Source organism: Pantoea sp. alder81 (genome assembly GCF_020179835.1).
Classification (GTDB): Bacteria; Pseudomonadota; Gammaproteobacteria; order Enterobacterales; family Enterobacteriaceae; genus Pantoea.
In genome coordinates, this window is record NZ_JAIUDA010000002.1 from 685,904 (window position 1) to 708,020 (window position 22,117).

The 22,117-nt window shown below is 53.5% G+C and carries 19 protein-coding genes; 5 read left to right on the forward strand and 14 right to left on the reverse strand.

Annotated elements, in window-relative coordinates:
• Positions 1 to 8: 8 nt before the first annotated feature.
• From nuoH to lrhA, 8 genes are all read right to left on the reverse strand, one after another.
• Entirely contained in the window at positions 9 to 986 is a 978-nt protein-coding gene (gene nuoH / locus LBW88_RS08075) for an NADH-quinone oxidoreductase subunit NuoH (protein WP_160869127.1), read from the reverse strand.
• Positions 983 to 3,706: an NADH-quinone oxidoreductase subunit NuoG gene (gene nuoG, locus LBW88_RS08080; protein ID WP_224931040.1), complete on the reverse strand. Its 2,724-nt coding sequence runs from the start codon at positions 3,704 to 3,706 to the stop codon at positions 983 to 985. Before nuoG ends, nuoH begins: the two co-directional genes overlap by 4 nt.
• 104 nt (positions 3,707 to 3,810) lie before the next feature.
• Positions 3,811 to 5,151, reverse strand: coding sequence for an NADH-quinone oxidoreductase subunit NuoF (gene nuoF, locus LBW88_RS08085; protein WP_224932011.1), 1,341 nt, complete (start codon positions 5,149 to 5,151; stop codon positions 3,811 to 3,813).
• A gap of 2 nt (positions 5,152 to 5,153) precedes the next feature.
• Positions 5,154 to 5,669 carry an NADH-quinone oxidoreductase subunit NuoE gene (nuoE, locus tag LBW88_RS08090; RefSeq protein ID WP_224931038.1) on the reverse strand — a complete coding sequence of 172 codons (516 nt, stop codon included), beginning with the start codon at positions 5,667 to 5,669 and terminating at the stop codon, positions 5,154 to 5,156.
• A gap of 2 nt (positions 5,670 to 5,671) precedes the next feature.
• Positions 5,672 to 7,471 (reverse strand): NADH-quinone oxidoreductase subunit C/D, encoded by a 1,800-nt coding sequence (gene nuoC, locus LBW88_RS08095; RefSeq protein WP_224931035.1) that lies wholly within the window; start codon positions 7,469 to 7,471, stop codon positions 5,672 to 5,674.
• Between the two features lie 115 nt (positions 7,472 to 7,586).
• Positions 7,587 to 8,267 (reverse strand): NuoB/complex I 20 kDa subunit family protein, encoded by a 681-nt coding sequence (locus LBW88_RS08100; protein WP_007889318.1) that lies wholly within the window; start codon positions 8,265 to 8,267, stop codon positions 7,587 to 7,589.
• Positions 8,268 to 8,282: 15 nt separating this feature from the next.
• Complete coding sequence (locus tag LBW88_RS08105; RefSeq protein WP_224931032.1) at positions 8,283 to 8,726, reverse strand: NADH-quinone oxidoreductase subunit A; 444 nt, start codon at positions 8,724 to 8,726, stop codon at positions 8,283 to 8,285.
• A 660-nt stretch (positions 8,727 to 9,386) separates the two neighbouring features.
• Positions 9,387 to 10,310 (reverse strand): transcriptional regulator LrhA, encoded by a 924-nt coding sequence (lrhA, locus tag LBW88_RS08110; RefSeq protein WP_224931031.1) that lies wholly within the window; start codon positions 10,308 to 10,310, stop codon positions 9,387 to 9,389.
• Positions 10,311 to 11,277: 967 nt separating this feature from the next.
• On the opposite strand from lrhA, the gene LBW88_RS08115 reads away from it, so the two are divergent.
• The gene (locus LBW88_RS08115) at positions 11,278 to 12,495 is read left to right on the forward strand and encodes a pyridoxal phosphate-dependent aminotransferase (RefSeq protein ID WP_034825078.1); all 1,218 of its coding nucleotides are present in this window, start codon (positions 11,278 to 11,280) and stop codon (positions 12,493 to 12,495) included.
• A 93-nt stretch (positions 12,496 to 12,588) separates the two neighbouring features.
• Positions 12,589 to 13,188, forward strand: coding sequence for a 5'-deoxynucleotidase (gene yfbR, locus LBW88_RS08120; RefSeq protein ID WP_224931028.1), 600 nt, complete (start codon positions 12,589 to 12,591; stop codon positions 13,186 to 13,188).
• Between the two features lie 26 nt (positions 13,189 to 13,214).
• On the opposite strand, the gene LBW88_RS08125 is transcribed toward yfbR, so the two are convergent.
• The 3 genes from LBW88_RS08125 to yfbV all read right to left on the reverse strand — a co-directional run bounded on the left by LBW88_RS08125 (position 13,215) and on the right by yfbV (position 14,987).
• Positions 13,215 to 13,874 (reverse strand): sugar phosphatase, encoded by a 660-nt coding sequence (locus tag LBW88_RS08125; RefSeq protein ID WP_224931026.1) that lies wholly within the window; start codon positions 13,872 to 13,874, stop codon positions 13,215 to 13,217.
• A 14-nt stretch (positions 13,875 to 13,888) separates the two neighbouring features.
• Positions 13,889 to 14,383 (reverse strand): YfbU family protein, encoded by a 495-nt coding sequence (locus LBW88_RS08130; protein ID WP_224931023.1) that lies wholly within the window; start codon positions 14,381 to 14,383, stop codon positions 13,889 to 13,891.
• A 151-nt stretch (positions 14,384 to 14,534) separates the two neighbouring features.
• Entirely contained in the window at positions 14,535 to 14,987 is a 453-nt protein-coding gene (gene yfbV, locus LBW88_RS08135) for a terminus macrodomain insulation protein YfbV (protein WP_034825085.1), read from the reverse strand.
• A gap of 339 nt (positions 14,988 to 15,326) precedes the next feature.
• On the opposite strand from yfbV, the gene ackA reads away from it, so the two are divergent.
• Together ackA and pta are read left to right on the forward strand one after the other, a co-directional pair.
• Positions 15,327 to 16,529 carry an acetate kinase gene (gene ackA, locus LBW88_RS08140; RefSeq protein ID WP_224931020.1) on the forward strand — a complete coding sequence of 401 codons (1,203 nt, stop codon included), beginning with the start codon at positions 15,327 to 15,329 and terminating at the stop codon, positions 16,527 to 16,529.
• Between the two features lie 73 nt (positions 16,530 to 16,602).
• The gene (pta, locus tag LBW88_RS08145; protein ID WP_224948295.1) at positions 16,603 to 18,747 is read left to right on the forward strand and encodes a phosphate acetyltransferase; all 2,145 of its coding nucleotides are present in this window, start codon (positions 16,603 to 16,605) and stop codon (positions 18,745 to 18,747) included.
• A 64-nt stretch (positions 18,748 to 18,811) separates the two neighbouring features.
• Here pta and LBW88_RS08150 read toward each other — a convergent pair whose 3' ends face one another.
• Positions 18,812 to 19,048: a hypothetical protein gene (locus LBW88_RS08150; RefSeq protein ID WP_224931013.1), complete on the reverse strand. Its 237-nt coding sequence runs from the start codon at positions 19,046 to 19,048 to the stop codon at positions 18,812 to 18,814.
• Between the two features lie 346 nt (positions 19,049 to 19,394).
• On the opposite strand from LBW88_RS08150, the gene LBW88_RS08155 reads away from it, so the two are divergent.
• Positions 19,395 to 20,654 carry a 4-aminobutyrate--2-oxoglutarate transaminase gene (locus LBW88_RS08155; RefSeq protein ID WP_224931011.1) on the forward strand — a complete coding sequence of 420 codons (1,260 nt, stop codon included), beginning with the start codon at positions 19,395 to 19,397 and terminating at the stop codon, positions 20,652 to 20,654.
• A gap of 46 nt (positions 20,655 to 20,700) precedes the next feature.
• On the opposite strand, the gene yfcD is transcribed toward LBW88_RS08155, so the two are convergent.
• Positions 20,701 to 21,246: an NUDIX hydrolase YfcD gene (gene yfcD, locus LBW88_RS08160; protein WP_224931009.1), complete on the reverse strand. Its 546-nt coding sequence runs from the start codon at positions 21,244 to 21,246 to the stop codon at positions 20,701 to 20,703.
• A gap of 111 nt (positions 21,247 to 21,357) precedes the next feature.
• A complete protein-coding gene (gene yfcF, locus LBW88_RS08165; RefSeq protein ID WP_224931007.1) occupies positions 21,358 to 21,999 on the reverse strand; it encodes a glutathione transferase in 642 nt (213 codons plus the stop codon).
• Positions 22,000 to 22,117 lie beyond the last annotated feature (118 nt).

Consider the following 22,117-nt stretch of genomic DNA (forward strand, 5'->3'; position numbering starts at 1 on the left):
AAAACCCCTTACTGCGCGCTGTACAGAATCACTGCGGCGGTCGCCAGCAGGTTCAATAACGTCAACGGCAGACATACTTTCCAGCCGAACGACAGCACCTGGTCGTAACGTGGACGCGGCAGCGCAGCACGAATCAGGATAAACATCACCATAAAGAACGCCGTTTTCAAGGCGAACCAGATGAATGGCGGCAGGAATGGACCGTGCCAGCCACCGAAGAACAGCGTCACAATCAGCGCTGAAACGGTGGTGATGGCCACATATTCACCTACGAAGAACAGACCGAACTTCATACCGGCATATTCGATGTGGTAACCATCGGCCAGTTCCTGTTCCGCTTCTGGCTGGTCAAACGGATGGCGGTGACATACCGCAACACCCGCGATACAGAAGGTCACGAAACCGAAGAACTGCGGAATGATGTTCCACAAGTGCGTCTGGCTCTCGACGATGGCATTCATGTTGAATGAGCCGGCTTGCGCCACCACACCCATCAGCGACAGGCCAAGGAACACTTCGTAGCTCAGGGTCTGCGCCGAAGCACGCATCGCACCCAGCAGCGAGTATTTGTTGTTACTCGACCAACCGGCGAACAGCACGGCGTAAACCGCCAGACCGGCCATCATCAGGAAGAACAGCAGACCGATATTCAGGTCTGTGACCATCCAGGTCGGTGAAACCGGCACGATGGCAAAGGCCAGCAGCAGCGAAACAAAGGCAATCACTGGCGCCAGGGTAAAGATGAAGCGATCGGTAAACGGCGGAACCCAGTCCTCTTTAAAGAACATTTTGATCATGTCCGCCGCGAGCTGCAGCGATCCGCCCCAGCCGACGCGGTTTGGACCGTAACGGTTCTGCCATAAGCCAAGCAGACGACGCTCGGCGAAACTCATGAAGGCACCACAACCCACTACGACCAGCAAAATGACGATCGTTTTGAGGATCTGGAGGAGGATGTCGATAACGTCCGGTGTCAGCCAGCTCATTGCACGGCCTCCTGCAATTTGTCAATTTGCGCACCTGAGAGGAATGGCGGCACACCCGGCATTCCCAGCGGCAGACCCACCTGCCCTGCTTGCAGGGAAGTTGAGAAGCGCACTGGCAGACGCAGCGTTTCACCGGCACAGACCAGTTCAACTGCAGACCCGTTATTCACGCCCAGTTTTTCCGCATCCGCCGGGTTAATCACCAGCGTGGCAGGCGACATACGCTTCTGGAACGTCGGCGAACGCTGAGTCATCTCTTCGCTACCAAACAGTTGGTAGTAAGGGGCGACGCGATATTGGCTGCCTTCAACAAAGCTTTCTGGCACGGTGGTGAACCATGGCAGTGAACCTTCACCGGTTTCAAACAGACGTACACCTGGATCGCCGAATTTAAGCTTACCACCCACTTCAGCCTGGAACTTGTTCCATGCCTGCGGGGAGTTCCAGCCTGGCGCCCAGGCAAAAGGAATCTGCGAACGCGGTGCACCTGGCTGGTTGTTACCTTCCATCGAGAAGGCAAACATGGTGTCGTTATCCTGTGGCTGACGCGGTTCGTGCACGCTGATGTTGGCACGCATCGCAGTACGGCCACTGTTACGATGCGGTGAACGCGCCAGTTTCTGACCACGAATACGGAAGCTGGCATCTGGTGCCGCATCTTTGATGCCTTTCAGCTGTGGCAGCGCCGCAACGGTGGCATCGATCACGTGATCCAGCAGCGTCCAGTCGATCTGGCGGCTTTCAACGGTGCTATGCAGCGAGTGCAGCCAGCGCCAGCTTTCCAGCATCACAATGCTGTTGTCGTAGTAAGCCGGATCGTAAACCTGGAAGAAACGCTGTGCGCGGCCTTCCTGGTTGATTGAGGTGCCATCGCTCTCAGCGAAGCTCGCCGTGGAGAGCACCAGACCCGCTTTTTCCAGCGTGGCGGTACGTTGGTGATCAACCACAATCACGTGTGCGGTGTTGTGCAGTGCCGCATCAACGGTGGCTTTTGGTGCGTGACGATAGAGATCGTTTTCCAGCACCACCAGCGCTTCCGCTTCACCTTTATCCAGCTGCTCCAGCGCGCTATCCAGCGAGTGTCCGCCCATCAGGCCAAGACCAAAGCTGTTGGCTGCGCCGGCAAGGAAGGTGATGCCGACATCAGCACCGCGACCTTTTAGCGCTTTCGCCACGTTGGCTGCCGCTTCAATCATCGCGATGCTGCCAGAGTGGGTACCGGAAATGATCAGCGGTTTTTTAGCACCGGCTAATGCCTGTACCACCACATCCAGCTTACCGTTCAGTTTGCTGTCGAAGCCGTTCACGGCAGGCGCCGTTTCATCCAGGGCGTTAGCGATGGCGAAACCAAGACGCGCCTGATCTTCCACCGGTGCGCGATAGCTCCACGCAGCGATATCATCGAGACGGGTTTCATCGACGTTGGTGACGAACAGCGGATGTTTGGCGTGCTGACCAATGTTAAGGATCGCCGCGATCTGCCAGTCAGCCACTTTTTGTGCCGCTGCCATTTCACGTGCTTTACCTTTTACAGCCTGACGCACAGACAGCGCGACACGTGCGCCGACCTGAGTAAGATCTTCACCCAGCACCAGTACCGCATCGTAGCTTTCCATTTCGCGCAGCGATGGCGTATAAATACCGCCTTCCTGCAGCACTTTCAGCATCAATTCAACACGTGCTTGCTCAGCGGCGGGCATACCGGTTGAGAAGTTTTCCGCGCCGACTAATTCACGCAGCGCAAAGTTGCTTTCAATGCTGGCACGCGGTGAGCCAATGCCGATCACGCGCTTCGCCTGGCGCAGCACGTCAGCCGCCGCATTCACCGCTTGTTCAGCATTCAGGCTGACCCAATCGTTGCCGCGCTTCTGTACCGGATGACGTGGGCGATCTTTAAGGTTTACATAGCCATAACCGAAACGGCCGCGGTCACACAGGAAGTAGTGGTTCACGGTACCGTTGTAACGGTTTTCGATACGGCGCAGTTCACCATAACGCTCGCCTGGGCTGGTGTTACAGCCCACGCTGCACTGCTGGCAGATGCTCGGTGCGAACTGCATATCCCATTTACGGTTGTAGCGTTCGGAGTGGGTTTTATCGGTGAACACGCCGGTCGGGCAGATTTCGACCAGGTTGCCGGAGAATTCGCTCTCCAGCGTGCCATCTTCCGGGCGACCGAAGTAGACGTTGTCATGCGCACCGTAAACGCCAAGATCTTTGCCGTCGGCATAATCTTTGTAGTAACGCACGCAGCGATAACAGGCGATGCAGCGGTTCATTTCATGGGAAATGAACGGGCCAAGATCCTGATTCTGGTGCGTACGTTTGGTGAAACGATAACGACGGAAGCTGTGGCCCGTCATCACCGTCATATCTTGCAGGTGGCAGTTACCGCCCTCTTCGCACACCGGACAGTCATGCGGATGGTTGGTCATCAGCCATTCCACCACGCTTTCACGAAACTCTTTGGCCTCGCCATCGTCGATGGAAATAAAGGTGCCGTCCGACGCCGGTGTCATGCATGACATAACAAGGCGACCGCGGGTATCTTCGGCATTCTGGAATTGCTTCACCGCGCACTGGCGGCAGGCTCCCACGCTTCCCAGCGCCGGATGCCAGCAAAAATAAGGAATATCAAGGCCCAGAGAGAGACACGCCTGCAACAGGTTGTCCGCTCCGTTCACATCATATTCTTTACCGTCTACATGGATTGTAGCCATAGTGAACATGCTTCCGTAAGGCTCGCCCTAAGACGAGCGTTAAACATCTAATTCTGTCCCCCAAGCCGTGTCGGCTCAGGGTGAATTCCGTGTACGGCGGCTGATTACCAGCGCGCTTTCAGCAGGTTGGGCTGAATACCACCGATCGATCGGGTATTGCCAAACACCTGCGGCGCAATGCCGGCTTCAAACTCTTCACGGAAATATTTAATCGCGCTCTGCAATGGCTCAACGGCACCCGGTGCGTGGGCACAGAAGGTTTTACCTGGGCCGAGCTGGCGGCAAAGCTGCAGCAGGGTTTCGATATCACCCGGCTGGCCTTTTTTCTGCTCCAGCGCACGCAGGATCTTCACGCTCCATGGCAAGCCGTCACGGCATGGCGTACACCAGCCACAGGACTCGCGCGCAAAAAACTCTTCCAGATTACGCACCAGCGAAACCATGCCGATTTCATGATCGACCGCCATCGCCAGTGCCGTGCCTAAACGACTGCCCGCTTTACCGATGCTGGCAAATTCCATTGGCAGATCAAGATGCTGATCGGTCAGGAAGTCGGTACCTGCACCGCCCGGCTGCCAGGCTTTGAACTTTAAGCCATCGCGCATGCCACCGGCATAATCTTCCAGAATCTCACGTGCGGTGGTGCCAAACGGCAGTTCCCACACGCCAGGATTTTTCACGCGGCCGGAGAAGCCCATCATCTTGGTGCCGGTGTCTTCGCTGGTAGAGATGTTTTTGTACCAGTCAACGCCGTTAAGAAGGATGGCGGGCACGTTGGACAAAGTTTCCACGTTGTTCACGCAGGTTGGCTTGCCCCACACGCCAGCACTCGCCGGGAATGGCGGCTTAGAACGCGGGTTCGCGCGGCGGCCTTCCAGTGAGTTGATCAGTGCAGTCTCTTCGCCACAGATATAACGACCTGCGCCGGTGTGGACGATCAGCTCAAAGTCGAAACCGCTGCCAAGAATATTTTTACCGAGATAGCCCGCTTCGGTGGCTTCTGCAATCGCACGGCGCAGATGCACCGCCGCTTCGATATACTCGCCACGCAGGAAGATGTAGCCACGGTAGGCTTTCAGCGCGAACGCACTGATCAGCATGCCTTCCACCAGCTGATGCGGCATCTGCTCCATCAGCAAGCGGTCTTTATAGGTGCCCGGCTCCATCTCATCGGCGTTACACAGCAGGTAACGGATGTTCATGGATTCGTCTTTCGGCATCAGGCTCCACTTCAGGCCGGTGTTAAAGCCTGCACCACCGCGCCCTTTCAGACCGGAGTCTTTAACTAAGGCGACGATGTCGTCCTGGCTCATGCCTTTCAATGCTTTATCAGCACCGACGTAGCCGTTTTTACTGCGATATTCATCGATCCAAACCGGCTGCTTGTCGTCACGCAGACGCCAGGTCAGTGGATGGGTTTCCGCAGTACGAATGATCTGTTTAATGGTCATTGATACTGCTCCAGCAGGTTGGCGATGCCTTCCGGCGTCAGATGAACATGGGTATCTTCATCCACCATCATGGTTGGGCCTTTATCGCAGTTGCCCAGACAACAGGTTGGCAGCAGCGTAAAGCGGCCGTCAGTGGTGGTCTGGCCTGGCTTGATGTTCAGATTCTGCTCGAGTGCCGCCTGAATACCCTGGAAACCGGTGATGTGGCACACCACGCTGTCGCAGTAACGAATGACGTGGCGTCCCACCGGCGTGCGGTAGATCTGGCTATAGAACGTTGCCACACCTTCCACGTCACTGGCTGGAATGCCGAGAACATCAGCAATGGCACCGATAGCACCATCTGGCACCCAGCCACGCTGCTTCTGCACGATCTTCAACGCTTCAATTGAGGCGGCGCGCGCATCTTCATAATGGTGTTTTTCGTGCTCGATAGCGTGGTGCTCGGTCTCGCTCAGCACAAAGACCTCATCAGGGTCGATAGTGTGAATGGCAATTTTTTGATCGTGCATAATTAGCGGTCCACGTCTGACATAACAAAATCGATACTACCGAGGTACACGATCAAGTCGGATACCAGGCTGCCGCGGATCACCGATGGGATCTGCTGCAGGTGCGGGAAGCTTGGCGTACGCACACGGGTGCGGTAGCTCATGGTGCTGCCATCGCTGGTCAGGTAGTAGCTGTTGATCCCTTTGGTCGCTTCAATCATCTGGAAGGATTCGTTGGCCGGCATCACCGGGCCCCACGACACCTGCAGGAAGTGAGTGATCAGGGTTTCAATGTGCTGCAGCGTGCGCTCTTTCGGTGGCGGCGTGGTCAGCGGGTGATCCGCCTTGAACGGGCCTTCCGGCATGTTGTTCAGGCACTGTTCAAGAATGCGCAGTGACTGCCACATCTCTTCCATTTTGAGCTGAACACGGGTGTAAGCATCACTGATGCCAGCACCAACCGGGATCTCAAAGTCGAAGTTTTCATAGCCTGAATAGGGACGCCATTTACGCACATCAAAGTCGAGGCCGGTGGCACGCAGGCCAGCACCGGTGGTACCCCATGCCAGCGCTTCATCCATGTTGTAGGCGGCAACGCCTTTTGAACGGCCAATCAGTACGGTGTTACGCAGGGCGGCTTTGTCATACTCTCTCAGACGCTTTGGCATCCAGTCGAGGAAGTCACGCAGCAAACGTTCCCAGCCTTTCGGCAGGTCATGCGCTACGCCACCGATGCGGAACCACGCCGGGTGCATACGGAAACCGGTAATCGCTTCCACTACGTCATAAATTTTCTGACGGTCGGTAAAGGCGAAGAACACCGGCGTCATCGCGCCGACGTCCTGGATAAAGGTGGAGATGTACAGCAGGTGGCTGTTGATACGGAACAGTTCAGACAGCATCACGCGGATCACGTTGACGCGATCGGGCACAGTGATACCGGCTAATTTTTCCACCGCCAGCACGTAAGGCATTTCGTTCACGCAGCCGCCGAGGTACTCGATACGGTCGGTGTACGGAATGTAACTGTGCCAGGATTGACGCTCGCCCATCTTCTCAGCACCACGGTGGTGGTAGCCGACATCTGGTACGCAGTCGACGATCTCTTCACCATCCAACTGCAGGATGATACGGAAGGCACCGTGTGCTGATGGGTGGTTCGGACCGAGGTTGAGGAACATGAAGTCCTCATTGGTGGTGCTGCGCTTCATGCCCCAATCTTCGGGCTTGAAGGTCAGCGCCTCCATCTCCAGATCTTCTTTCTGCTTAGTCAGTTCGAACGGATCGAATTCAGTGGCACGCGCCGGGTAATCTTTACGCAGCGGATGGCCTTCCCAGGTCTGCGGCATCATGATGCGCGTCAGGTGCGGGTGCCCCTGGAACGTGATACCAAACATCTCCCAGGTTTCGCGCTCATACCAGTTGGCATTGGCGAAGATTTTGGTGATGGTGGGCACATTCAGATCGTTTTCAGACAGCGCCACCTTGAGCATGATGTCGCGGTTGCGTTCAATCGACAGCAGGTGATAGAAAACGGAAAAATCCGCGGCAGGTAAACCGGCGCGGTTGGTACGTAAACGCTCATCGAAACCGTGCAGGTCATACAACATGACGTACGGTTTCGGCAGCTTACGCAGGAATTCGACAATTTCCAGTAACTGTTCACGCTTCACCCAGACGACCGGAATCCCGGTGCGGGTGGCCTGAACGGTAAAAGCATCCGGCCCAAAACGGTTACGCAGCTCGCCGACCACTGGATCGTCCAGGTGGTCGCGGGTTTGCCATGAAGGCTGAGCGAGATCTTGCGTGGTTAAATCTGTCATACGTTACTCACCATTCCGGCCTGTAATCAGGCGCTAAAAGAAGGCGTCAGGATGGCGGCGCGCATTAAATTGTGATGTTCTGCTGCGGCCGTTGTGCCATCCGTGTACGGGAAGCTTAGACTTCGTCTGGCGTTCTCAGGTTAGTGACGGCAATACGCTCGCCGCGTTTTCTCTCACGCTCTGGCTGCATATTGGCGCGATAAACGCCCTGATCACCCACCACCCACGACAGTGGACGGCGCTCTTTACCGATGGACTCACGCAGCAGCAGCAGCGCCTGCATGTAGGCTTCAGGACGCGGTGGGCAGCCTGGAATATACACGTCAACCGGCAGGAATTTATCCACGCCCTGCACCACTGAATAGATGTCGTACATGCCGCCCGAGTTAGCGCAGGCACCCATGGAGATCACCCATTTTGGCTCCAGCATTTGGTCATACAAACGCTGAATAACCGGCGCCATCTTGGTAAACGGCGTACCGGCGATCACCATAAAGTCAGCCTGACGTGGGGAGGCACGCATGACTTCCGCACCAAAACGCGCCACGTCATGCACCGCAGTGAATGACGTGGTCATTTCCACGTAGCAACAGGAAAGACCGAAGTTATACGGCCACAGAGAGTTTTTACGACCCCAGTTCACCATGTCATGCAGGGCGTGCTCGAGCTTGCCCATGTAGACGCTGCGATGAACGTGCTGCTCCAGGGGATCGGTAACAATCTCCTGTTTCTGCAGAGGATAACGATCGTTATCACCGCCGCCGTTCGGGTCTACGCGTGTCAGCGTGTAGTCCATCTTATTGCCTCGCTTTTACTGCTTATGAGGGTTGGTGTGGTTGTGGCTGACCGGGATTGATTTGACCACTACGCGACGACGCGCAGGAGTCCAATCCAGCGCACCGATGCGCACCAGATAAACCAGGCCTGCCAATAGCACCAAAATGAAAATTGCGGCTTCGACAAAGCCAACCCAACCGCTTTCACGGATTGAAGTCGACCATGCGTATAAATAGAGGGCTTCGACGTCGAAAATAACGAAGAACATCGCAACCAGATAGAATTTAGCGGAGAGGCGAATATGAGTATCACCGACGGATTCGATACCCGATTCAAACGGGGTATCTTTATGGCGTGCCCGCGCACGTCCACCCAATAACCAACCGCCGGTCAACATGAAGGCACACAGGCCAAATGCAATAACAATAAAAACAATAAACGCCCAGTGATGAGCGATCACTTCTGTGGTTGTCGACATACTCTTTGCTTACTCATCAAAAGTGGCGCTGGCATCCTGCACTGTTGCAGCAAACACACCACATGAATTCAAGGGAAGGATAAAAAACCTTGTAAACTATGCTGTCATTATCAAATAAGCAGCACTTTTATGGGGTTTTTTACTCCTTTCTATAACCTTTTGTCAACTTTGACAAAAGCATCCAAACATTAATTAACACCCGTAGCATATTATTAACAAACGAACCCCATGATACCAGCTAAATCGCTTCAGTTTGTGAGGTTAATTTTAGTGTAGCGGGTATTCACATGCATGGATCGTGCATTTAACAATCATATTTTGACAGGTCTTACGGGGATTTCCCCCCCCTTATAGGGGGTATTTTTTTGATCCAGGACACATAATGGTGTTTTTTGCTGTAAAAAGCGGCGATCGGCATTGGCAAATGCCCAGGGAAAGATGGCACGGAATGATAAAGAAGTTCCACTTTGAGCAAAAATGGAACAACTTCCATTTTTCAGGAAGGCAGGAAAATTATTGATCGTGAATCACGTCAGAAAGGGTGAGATAAAATGCATAAAAAAAGCCTTAGCTGATGTTTATCAGTCTAAGGCTCATTTTAATAAGTTTTAACAATTACCCGCTATTCCAATGCGAAGGAATAACCGGCTATTGCTGACCTTACTCTTCGTCATCCAGCAGCAGAGTGCCATCTGGATTTGCCGTCAGATTGTAAGGATCGTTGGTCGACTGCATCGCGTTGAAGATCGCCAGCGCCAACTCATTATCACTGTCTGGATTGCGACACAGCAGGTACTGAGTATCCGGCAATACCGGCAGACCCTCTGCTGCACCCATCACACGCAGCTCTGGGCTCATCATCTCAACCGGACGTGCTGTGACACCCAGACCCGCTTTCACTGCCGCACGCACTGCTGCCAGCGTTGATGCAACATACGAAATGCGCCATGGGATACCGGCTTCATTCAGGTGATCGATTGCCATGTCACGGTACGGGCTAGGCTCATCCAGCAGCACCAATGGAATGGCTTCACCGCGCTGGAAGATGTAATCCGCAGCACAGTACCAAAGCGTCGGTGAGGTACGCAGGACCTGATAGGTGAAATTACCAGGACTGGACGTGGTGACAACCAGATCAACCTCACCCTGATTCAACATTTCCATCATGAACGGGTTGCGTTTAACGCGCACGTCAATGGCCAGCTTCGGATATACCGACGTTACGCGATTAAGCAGGAACGGCAGAATGGTATCGGAAGTGTCATCGGAGGCGCCAATAGTCAGTACGCCCTGGATGTTGCTGTACATTAAAGAAGTGCAGGCTTCGTCATTGAAACGCAGGATCTTTCTGGCATAGCCGAGCAACTGGATGCCATGCTCCGTCAACAGTTTATTACGTCCATGTCTGGCAAACAGCTCTTTACCTACCAATTGTTCCAGACGCTGCATCTGCTGACTTACTGCGGATTGCGTTCTGCATACTGCCGCAGCCGCCGCCGCAAAAGTATTCAAGTCAGCAACAGCAACGAAGGTACGCAGCAGATCGAGGTCGAGATTGAGTATCGGACGATTTGCATTAGTCATGTTTTTTCTTCACTTATAAGATTTTTTAAAACTACTACCCTGGTGTATTACCCTACTTATCAAATAGATAAGAGGTAATGGTGCTTAATGACAGCCCTGTGTGGAGCTGTCATGAAAAAATCGTGTCAGGCGGATGCTGACGGATACGTCACTCTGTAATCAGAGGCGCGCCGTCTATATAAGACAGAACAACTTCGGGTCCGAAGACGTATGTCGCACAGGTGCTGGAAGCTGCGTAGTTGTCTAGTTTCCCGCGAAAACGACCTGCGGGTCAAAAAGAGATAACATCATGTTATGCTGATGCGAAGCGGTAAAGTGCATCAAATAATAAATTATACTTAATCATTTTTACGCTTTAAAGGGAAATGTTTTTGATCAAATCATCGCATTTTTTGACCAAATCCCTTTTCCGCCACATCCTGCCACAACGCTGCTCATTTTTTAACCCCCCCAGGTTCTTAAACTACAGCAGCAGCGTTAAAGTTACAGTGTAAATGCTATTTAAGCCGCGGTTGTTACCATAAGAGGTCACTTCACAGCGCTTAATGCTGTCGCCTTAAACTGAATAAGAATGCGTGACATTTGCTGGCACCAGCCATGGCTGCAAACCCTCTGTACACTTCTTCGACATCCAACAAGATTCCTTTAACTATTTCATCAGGTCGCTAATGATTTTTTATGCAGGATGTAAATAAAAAATTTCTTAATGACCTCCAGTACCTATGGATTAGAGACTTTACAGTGTTCCCTCTGGAGGGCAGCATTTTATATTACCACAATGAACACAACTGGAGTTATCAACCAGATTAACCCTCGGACATTGCGTTTTAAGCCACCCACGGCGGGAATCATTGGCAAACGCGCCAAAACCTAAAGCCGCCCTTCTTTTGTTACATTGAGAGGAGTAAATTGGTCGGGTTTGTTTTTGGTGGCAGGTTAAAGGACTCTGCCCGTTAAGGCGGTAATAATGAATTTTCAAATTGATAAATCCGGCAAGCTGGAAAATGTCTGTTATGACATCCGCGGTCCGGTACTGAAAGAAGCTAAACGTCTGGAAGAAGAAGGCAATAAAGTTCTCAAACTGAACATCGGCAACCCAGCCCCGTTTGGTTTCGAGGCGCCTGATGAAATTCTGGTAGACGTGATTCGCAACCTGCCGAGTTCGCAAGGCTATTGTGATTCAAAAGGGCTGTATTCGGCGCGTAAAGCCATTATGCAGCACTACCAGGCGCGAGATATGCGCGATGTTACCGTCGAAGATATCTATATTGGTAACGGTGTTTCTGAACTGATTGTGCAAGCGATGCAAGCATTGCTGAACAGCGGCGACGAGATGCTGGTGCCTGCGCCGGACTATCCGTTATGGACGGCGGCCGTTTCGCTGTCGAGCGGAAAAGCCGTGCACTATCTGTGTGATGAGTCTGCGGGTTGGTTCCCGGATTTGGATGATATCCGCAGTAAGATCACCCCGCGCACGCGTGGCATTGTGATCATCAACCCGAACAACCCAACGGGTGCGGTTTACAGCAAAGAACTGCTGATGGAAGTGGTGGAGATTGCACGCCAGCACAACCTGATCATTTTCGCTGATGAAATCTACGACAAGATTTTGTATGACGAATCGCAACACCATTCGATTGCGGCACTGGCGCCGGACCTGCTGACCGTGACCTTCAATGGCCTGTCTAAAACCTACCGTGTTGCGGGTTTCCGTCAGGGCTGGATGGTGTTAAACGGTCCAAAGAAACATGCCAAGGGCTATATTGAAGGGCTGGAAATGCTGGCGTCGATGCGTTTGTGCGCCAACGTGCCTGCTCAGCATGCGATTCAAACGGCGTTAGGTGGCTATCAAAGCATCAGCGAGTTTATTGCACCTGGCGGTCGTTTGTATGAACAACGTCAACGTGCCTGGGAATTGATCAACGATATTCCCGGCGTCAGCTGCGTGAAACCGCAAGGTGCCTTGTACATGTTCCCGCGCATCGATCCAAAGAAATTCAACATCTTTGACGATCAGAAAATGGTGCTGGATTTCCTGTTACAAGAGAAAGTGCTGCTGGTTCAGGGTACTGCCTTTAACTGGCCATGGCCGGATCACGTGCGCATCGTCACCTTGCCACGTGTCGATGACCTGGAAATGGCGATCAATAAATTTGGCCGCTTCCTGCAAGGTTATCGTCAGTAGCCTGACACGCATGCAACCTGAAGTATGAAGGGTATATACTGTTTTCATCTCGGGGAAGGCTCTCCTTCCCCGCCGTGAGAACAGGAACCGTTTATGACCCGTAGCCATTTTTTTGCCCACCTCTCCCGTCTTAAACTGATCAATCGCTGGCCGCTGATGCGCAACGTGCGCACTGAAAACGTCTCTGAGCACAGTCTTCAGGTGGCGATGGTTGCCCATGCACTGGCGATCATTAAGAACAAGAAATTCAATGGCAATCTGAACGCCGAACGTATTGCGATGCTGGCGCTGTATCACGATGCCAGCGAAGTCCTGACCGGCGACTTGCCTACTCCGGTGAAGTATTACAACGCGCAAATTGCCCATGAATATAAAAAGATCGAAAAGATCGCCCAGCAGAAACTGATCGAGATGTTGCCTCCAGAATTACAGGATGCTTACCGTCCGTTGATTGACGAGCATTTGCATAGCGAGAGCGAACAGGCGGTGGTGAAGCAGGCCGACGCGCTATGCGCTTACGTGAAATGTCTGGAAGAGCTGTCAGCAGGGAATAACGAGTTTCTGATGGCTAAGGCACGTCTGGAGAAAACGCTGTCACAGCGCCGTTCACCCGAAATGGATTACTTTGTTGAGATATTCATTCCGAGCTTTAGCCTGTCTCTGGATGAAATTTCTCAGGATACCCCGTTATAAAAAACGGGCCGTTATGGCCCGCTCACTCATGCTTTGGCGGAAAGCGTAAACGTGCCACTTTCTGCACGCGAAACCACCAGCGGTTCCAGCGTTTTCACCCGCCAGCTGACTTCATTCAGGCGCGGTGCATCGGTGGGCGCATTCACAGCCACCACGGCACTGCCCGCCTCCAGGCCAGCGATGATACCGGCGGGGGCATCTTCAACCACGACGCATTCCGCTGCAGCCAGCCCAAGGCGCTCAGCACCCAGTAAATACGGCTCCGGGTTCGGTTTGCCCAATTTGATGTTTTCAGCGGTGATGAACACTTCTGGCATCGGTAGACCCGCGGCTTTGTGACGTGCGTGAGCCACCGGAATCGATCCTGAGGTCACAATAGCCCATGGAATGTTCAGCTCATTGAGCGTGGCGAGCAACGCCTTCGCCCCCGGAATCGCTTGCACGCCCTGCGTGTCTTCTGCTTCTAAACGCTCAAGCCAGAGAAACTCCGCCTGAATCGCCTCTTCAGACTGACCCGCCATAAAATGGCTAAGTGAATTGATCGCCGGCTTACCGTGTATGAAGTTCAGGACTTCTTCCGCCGCAATACCCTGGCGCTCGCCCCACAGTGACCATGCGCGGATCACCGCAGGTAATGAATCCACCAACGTACCGTCCAAATCAAACAGAAAACCCCTGTACTTCACACGTCGCTCCTTATTCAGGCATTGAGAATCTGCGCGATTTCATTCGCGCTAAGATGATACTGACGCGGACAAGTGTGCCACACCGCCAGCATACGTTGGTATTTTTCCCACATCGGCGTCTGCGCATTGAAGCCGTGCGTACCAGAATCAAAGTGGGTGTAGCGCCCTTCCACGTTCACCATGAAACGCACATAGCCGAGATAGCGCGCTTCGGTGGCCGCATCAAAGCCGAGAAATGCCAGACGGCGCTCTCCAAGGTTATGGGTTTCTTTGAGGTTCGACCAGGAAACATGCAGCGCATGGTGCATTTCCATGATGTCGATGAGCTGGCGGCAGGTGGCTTCCGTTAACTCGCCAAACTCTTTGTCGAGTTCGCGCAGTTGCAAGCCGTAACCTCGCTCGATGATGGTCTGATAACGACGATAGCGCTCGGCATTTTCCGGCTCCAGCATCGCCATCATTTTGTATTGGTTAGAGAGGATCAGTCGTTGTGCATGGGTCATTTCCACGGTTCACTCCCGGGCCATCACGGCCGCTTAAGATTTAAACAATGGATAAATGATTACACAAGGAAAGCGATGCGTGTTTGCCCGCATCACTTTTCTTTGATTTGAGCCCGGTTACTGCACACATTCTCTGGCAGTAAAAGGGTATGTTCGATCAAAGATCGTCGAGGAAGGTACGATCGAGCTGTTTGAAAGCACGCTTTAATACATCGGCCAGTGCCTGATAAGTCGGCTTGCCGTCGACGGGGGCGATCGCCTGTCCCGCTTCTTCGAGTTTTGCGCGCACTTCGTGGAACCAGTGCAGCAATGTCGGCGGTAAAGGCGTGATTGAGCGTTTGCCCAGCCACCACAATCCCTGCATTGGCAAACTACAGGCAAACAGTGCGGTAGCGATGGCCGGCCCCAGTTGTCCGCCCATGGCGATTTGCCACGTCAGAGTGAATATCGCCAGCGGCGGCATAAAACGGATGGCAAAACGCGTTGCCGTCACCACCCGGTTTTCCGGGAACATCGGTGCCAGACGCTTATCGGCTGGCCAGGTCTTCATGTAACGCTGACCGTTCTGGAATAAACCAAACCAGCCGGGATTGCTTGTGTCATTCGCCATGATAGACCTCAACTAATTCTGTAATGATTAAAATAAAATGATAACTACACAACTTTACGTCACATCCTTCAAAAGATTTTGTCTTTGCGAGTGACAGTGGGTATTCTGACGCCGTTTTAGCAACATTACCGGAAGCTTCAGCTCAATAAAAGAGCGGTTCAGAGCCATGTTTCGCTAAGCAGAATTCAAAAATCTGCGTAAAATTACCGAAATTTTTTTGCATGTCGGTCTCTTTTTGACTACCGCATGATGTTAATCATTAATCTACCAGCATTCATGGGCTACGCTGTTAGTCTGATTGCGTTATTTTTAGCCACTCTTTAATCAATAGGTACTTCCATGTCAACGAAGTTAGTACTGGTTCTGAACTGCGGCAGCTCCTCCCTTAAGTTTGCCATCCTCAATCCAGCCACCGGTGACGAATATCTGTCAGGTCTGGCGGAGTGTTTCCATTTACCAGAAGCGCGTATCAAATGGAAACTGGAAGGCAGCAAACAAGAAGCACCTCTGGGTGCAGGTGCAGCGCACAGTGAAGCGCTGAACTTCATTGTTAAAACTATTCTGGCACAAAAACCAGAGCTTTCGGCACAAATCGCTGCAATCGGCCATCGTATCGTTCACGGCGGCGAGCAGCTGACAAAATCAGTCATCATCGATGAATCGGTGATTCAGGGCATTAAAGATGCTTCTTCTTTTGCTCCACTGCATAACCCGGCACATCTGATCGGTATCGATGAGGCATTGAAGAACTTCCCTCATCTGTCAGATAAGAATGTGGCGGTTTTTGATACGGCATTCCATCAGACTATGCCGGAAGAGTCTTATCTTTATGCTCTGCCGTACAAACTGTACAAAGAGCACGGCGTTCGTCGCTACGGCGCACACGGCACCAGCCACTTCTATGTGACGCAGGAAGCCGCCAAAATGCTGAACAAGCCGGTCAATGAACTGAACATCATCACTTGCCACCTCGGCAACGGCGGTTCAGTTTCTGCTATCCGCAACGGCCTGTGCGTCGATACGTCAATGGGCCTGACGCCATTAGAAGGTCTGGTGATGGGCACCCGCAGTGGTGATATCGACCCGGCTATCGTGTTCTTCCTGCATGACACCCTCGGTATGAGCGTGGATGCGATCAACAAGCTGCTGACTAAAGAGTCTGGCCTGTTGGGTCTGACCGAAGTCACCAGCGACTGCCGCTACGTTGAAGATAACTACGCGACCAAAGAAGATGCTAAGCGTGCAATGGACGTGTTCTGCCATCGTCTGGCGAAATACATCGGCAGCTACACCGCGCTGATGGAAGGTCGTCTGGATGCCGTGGTATTCACCGGTGGTATCGGTGAGAACGCAGCGATGGTGCGTGAGCTGGCGCTGGCGAAACTGGGTCTGCTGGGCTTTGAAGTGGATCACGAGCGCAACCTTGCTGCTCGCTTCGGTAAGTCAGGCTTCATTAACAAAGAGGGCACCCGCCCGGCCGTGGTGATCCCAACCAACGAAGAGTTGGTTATCGCCCAGGACGCCGCGCGTTTGACCGCTTAAATACACTTCTCTCCGTCAGCTCAGGCTGACGGAGTTGTTTTGGCTAGTCTGCAACACCTGAGAGGTTTTTATAGTGTCACGTACAATCATGCTCATCCCCACCGGCACCAGCGTCGGCCTGACCAGCGTCAGCCTCGGCGTGATCCGTGCCATGGAGCGCAAAGGCGTTCGCCTGAGCGTGTTCAAGCCAATTGCCCAGCCACGTGCGGGCGGCGATGCGCCAGATCAGACCACCACCATCATCCGTAAAAACTCCGCGATCCCTGCTGCTGAACCGCTGCAGATGTCACGCGTTGAGTCACTGCTCGGTTCGAACCAGCAAGACGTGTTGATGGAAGAGATCATTGCTAACTACCACGCCAATGCGCAAGACGCGGAAGTGGTGTTGGTTGAAGGTCTGGTACCAACCCGTAAGCATCAGTTCGCTTCTTCGCTGAACTATGAAATCGCCAAGACCCTGAATGCGGAAATCGTGTTTGTGACGGCGCTGGGTAACGATTCTCCGGCTCAGTTGAAAGAACGTATTGAAGTCACGCAGAGCAGCTTTGGTGGCAGCAAGAACAAGAACATTACCGGCGTAATCATTAACAAGCTGAACGCGCCAGTGGATGAGCAGGGTCGTACGCGCCCGGACCTGTCCGAAATTTTTGATGATTCGAACAAAGCGAGCATCGCCAATATCGATCCTAAGCAGCTGTTTGCTAACAGTCCGCTGCCGATTTTGGGCTGTGTGCCATGGAGCTTCGATCTGATTGCGACGCGTGCCATCGATATGTGCCGCCATCTGAATGCAGAGATCATTAACGAAGGTGAGATCCAGACGCGCCGCGTGAAATCTGTGACGTTCTGCGCACGTAGCATTCCGCACATGCTGGAGCACTTCCGTCCGGGTTCACTGCTGGTGACGTCAGCTGACCGTCCAGATGTATTGGTCGCAGCCTGTCTGGCCGCAATGAACGGTATTGAGATCGGTGCCGTGTTGCTGACCGGTGGTTATCAGATTGAAGCACCGATCGCGCGTCTGTGTGAGCGTGCCTTCCAGACTGGCCTGCCGGTGTTTATGGTGAAGACCAATACCTGGCAGACTTCGCTGAGTCTGCAGAGCTTTAACCTGGAAGTGCCTGCGGATGATACGCAGCGTATTGAGAAGGTGCAGGAGTATGTGGCCAGCTTTATCGATGCCGATTGGGTGGAATCACTCACCGCCACCTCCGAGCGTAGCCGTCGCCTGTCTCCACCAGCCTTCCGTTATCAGCTGACTGAGCTGGCACGTAAAGCGGGCAAACGTATTGTACTGCCAGAAGGCGACGAGCCGCGTACCGTGAAAGCGGCGGCGATCTGTGCCGAGCGCGGTATTGCGTCATGCGTGCTGTTGGGTAATCCGGATGAGATCCAGCGTGTCGCTGCTGCTCAGGGTGTGGTACTGGGCCAGGGCATTGAGATTGTCGATCCAGAGGTGGTGCGCGAGAACTATGTGCCACGTTTGGTTGAGCTGCGTAAGAGCAAGGGCATGACCGAAGTGGTCGCGCAGGAGCAACTGGAAGATAACGTGATGCTCGGCACCATGATGCTGGAGCGTGGCGAGGTAGATGGCTTGGTTTCGGGTGCTGTGCATACCACCGCCAATACCATTCGTCCGCCGTTGCAGTTGATCAAGACCGCACCGAACAGTTCACTGGTGTCTTCGGTGTTCTTTATGCTGCTGCCTGAGCAGGTGCTGGTGTACGGTGACTGTGCGATTAACCCGGATCCGAATCCAGAACAGTTGGCAGAGATCGCTATTCAGTCTGCAGATTCTGCTAAGGCCTTTGGTATCGATCCGCGCGTGGCGATGATTTCTTACTCAACCGGTAACTCCGGTGCGGGTAGCGATGTTGAGAAGGTGCGTGAAGCGACGCGTATCGCTCAGGAGAAACGTCCTGACCTGGTGATCGATGGTCCGTTGCAGTATGACGCCGCGATTATGGAAGATGTGGCGAAATCGAAAGCGCCAAACTCAGCGGTTGCAGGTCGCGCTACTGTGTTTATCTTCCCGGATCTGAACACCGGTAACACCACTTATAAGGCGGTACAGCGTTCGGCAGACCTGATTTCTATCGGGCCGATGCTGCAGGGTATGCGCAAGCCGGTGAACGATCTGTCACGTGGCGCATTGGTGGATGACATTGTTTATACCATCGCACTGACGGCGATTCAGTCACAGCAAGCGGAAGGCTAATTTCTTTTTCTTGCCGCTGAATGTGAAGAGCATGAGGGTTAGACCTTGTGCTCTTTTTTTTGCTTTAAGATTGGTGGGTGGTGAAGGCTGGGTGCTGTTGTTGCTGTGGGCTGGGTGCAATTGTCGCGGTTGGCTGGGTGCAATTGTCGCGGTTGGCTGGGTGCAATTGTCGCTGTGGGCTGGGTGCAATCGACAGGGAAGGCCAGTCCGATCGCGAAGGATTAACGCATCCCTGCAGATCGGCCGCGCCGTCCATGGCGCGGACGCTTAGCTCTTCGCACTGGCCTTCCCTGTCTTTCAAACTTGATCATCGCTTTAGGGGTGCATACCTCTACATTCTTACTGTTTGTCAGGGGGAGGATTTGTCGTGCGTTCAGTGAGCACTCTTCTTCCCTGCCCTTCAAACTTCATCATCGCTTTAGGGGTGCATACCTCTACATTCTTACTGTTTGTCAGGGGAGGATTTGTCGCGCGTTTCTATTGGCACTCGCCTTCCCTGCCTTTCAAACATCATCATCGCTTTTGCAGTGCACACCTCCGCATTCTTACCGTTTGTAACGAGGCGATTTTCACGCAGCCATTCACTGGCGAAAAAACACCCTGCCGCTCACACTGATGACAGGCTCCTATGACTTGCGAGGTGAATGATGAGCAACAGTGATGTGCACAGTCGTCGATTGAAGGCCACGCCGCGCGGTGTGGGTGTGATGTGTGATTTCTATGCGGTGAAGGCGGAAAACGCCACGGTTTGGGATCAAGACGGACGCGAATACACTGACTTCGCGGCAGGCATTGCGGTGCTCAATACAGGGCATCGTCATCCGAGAGTGATGGCGGCCGTGCAGCAGCAGCTGGATTGTTTTACCCATACCGCGTTTCAGGTCATCCCTTACGAGAATTATATTCACCTCGCTGAGCGGCTTAACCAGCGCGTGCCAATTAGCGGCGAGGTGAAAACCACCTTCTTCTCCAGCGGCGCGGAAGCGGTGGAGAACGCGGTGAAAATTGCCCGCGCGGCGACGGGTCGTCCCGGCGTTATTGCGTTCACCGGCGCATTCCACGGGCGCACCAATATGACGATGTCGTTGACGGGCAAGGTCGTGCCTTACAAAACCGGCTTTGGTCCGTTTGCCGGCTCAGTGTTTCATGCCCATTACCCTAATGCGCTGCACAATGTGAGCGTACATCAGGCATTAGAGAGTCTTGAAGCGATTTTCCGCAGCGATATTAGCCCGCAGCAGGTGGCGGCGATTATCTTTGAACCGGTACAGGGCGAAGGCGGTTTTTATGTTGCGCCGCCGGAGTTTGTCTCTGCGTTACGCGCCTTGTGCGATCGCCACGGCATCTTGTTAATCGCCGATGAGATCCAGACCGGCTTTGCGCGCACCGGTAAGCTGTTTGCCAGTGAGTACTACGATGTGCAGCCGGATTTGATCACCATGGCAAAAAGTCTGGCGGGCGGGTTTCCGTTATCGGCGGTCTCCGGGCGTGCCGAAGTGATGGATGCACCCGAGCCGGGCGGTTTGGGCGGCACCTATGCGGGCAGTCCACCCGCGATAGCGGCAGCACATGCGGTGCTGGATATCATTGATGAGGAGCAGTTGTGCGCTCGCGCTAACCAACTGGGCGAACAGCTCAGTGCGACCTTGCGGGATGCAGGCTGTCATTCACTTGCTGAGGTGCGCGGGTATGGCTCAATGATCGCAGCAGAGTTTCAGGATGCCTCAGGCCGGCCATCAGCGGAAATTACCAAAGCGATTCAGTTACAGGCGCTGGCAGCAGGGCTGATTTTGCTGACCTGCGGCGTGCACAGTAATGTGATCCGTTTTCTTTATCCGCTGACGATTCCACAGCCGCAGTTTGATAAGGCATTGCAGTTGCTCAAAGACATTTTGTGTGAGCACTAGAAACAACAAAGGCGCCTGAGGGCGCCTTGTTTGAGTGGAGCTGGAATCAGGATTCGCTGCTCTGCTTACGGCGTGCGGCATCGCTGTTGCGGGTCAGCCACAGTGATACTGCTTTGAGCGAGTCGTCGGTGAATTCATCGCAGCGAGCAGTGATTTCTTCCGGCGTCATCCAGAACACTTCGTCCACTTCTTCTTCCTGCATGGCGAATGGGCCATGCGAGACGCAGCTGAACAATCCGCCCCAGACGCGGCAGTGCTCATCTTCGAAGTAGAATTTGCCATGTTCAGCAAACGGTACTGCAGCGATGCCCAGCTCTTCTTCCGCTTCACGGCGTGCAGATTCCAGCATGTCTTCACCACTCTGCACCACGCCACCGGCGGTCGCATCGAGCATACCCGGCATGAAGTCTTTGATTTCAGTACGACGCTGCACCAGAATTTTGCCCATACCATCATGCACCACGATGTAGGTCGCACGATGACGCAAATTCTGCGCACGCATCTGCGCACGGCTGGCCTGCGCAATGACTTCGTTCTCTTCACTAACGATATCAACCCACTCGATACCGCTATCTGCCGTTTGATCCACCATCCGTAACCCTTTTCTGTTTTCGGCGTGCCCAGCACGCGCCTGTTTGCGATGCCTTATTAGAATGAGCGGTAAGGTAAAGCGTTCTTTTCGCCTCCGCAAGGCTCTTCGTGCTTAGCGCGATTTGCCCGATTCTGACAGCCACAATTGCACTGACGCGCGTTGCCACTGAAACTCGGCGTAATGCTGCAATTTGACCGGTAATGTGTCGCCATGCAGCGCCAGACGATTGATCATCACCGCCAGATCGGTGTCGGCAATTGACCATTCGCCAAACAGATTTTGTTGCCCATCCGGCAGCAGGCGTTGAACTGCCGCAATCAATTTGCTGGCGGCCAGTTCGCCTGCGGGGGTGAGTGGCGCAAAGCGTTCGCCGGCAAACAGCACTTCCGTTGGACGTTCAGCACGCAGCGCCATCAAGTCACTGCGCAGCCACGCCTGCACTTCACGCGCATGCGCCCGCTTTTCACGATCGCGTGGATAGAGGCGCTCAAATTCAGGGGCTGGAAAACGTTCTTCGAGGTATTCAGCAATCGCTGAAGACTCATTGAGAACCAGGTCATCGATTTCCAGCGTGGGCACGCGGCACGTCAGCGACAGCGCGCGATAGTCATCATCGAGCTGGGCGTTTTGCGCCAGGTCCACGCGCTTCAGGGAGAAAGGAATACCCTTCTCGGTGAGTGCGACGTATACCGACATGGCATAAGGGCTGAAAAAGGATGCATCGGACCACAAAGTGATGGATGGGTAGTTCATCGGCTGCCTCAATAAGCATCAGGTGTGCTTTCTATTTACCGATTTTTAATTGCTAAGGCAATGGGGTGCTGGTCGGATCTTTGACCTTGAGTCCAGCTCAAACTTTCCCTTTTTCTTC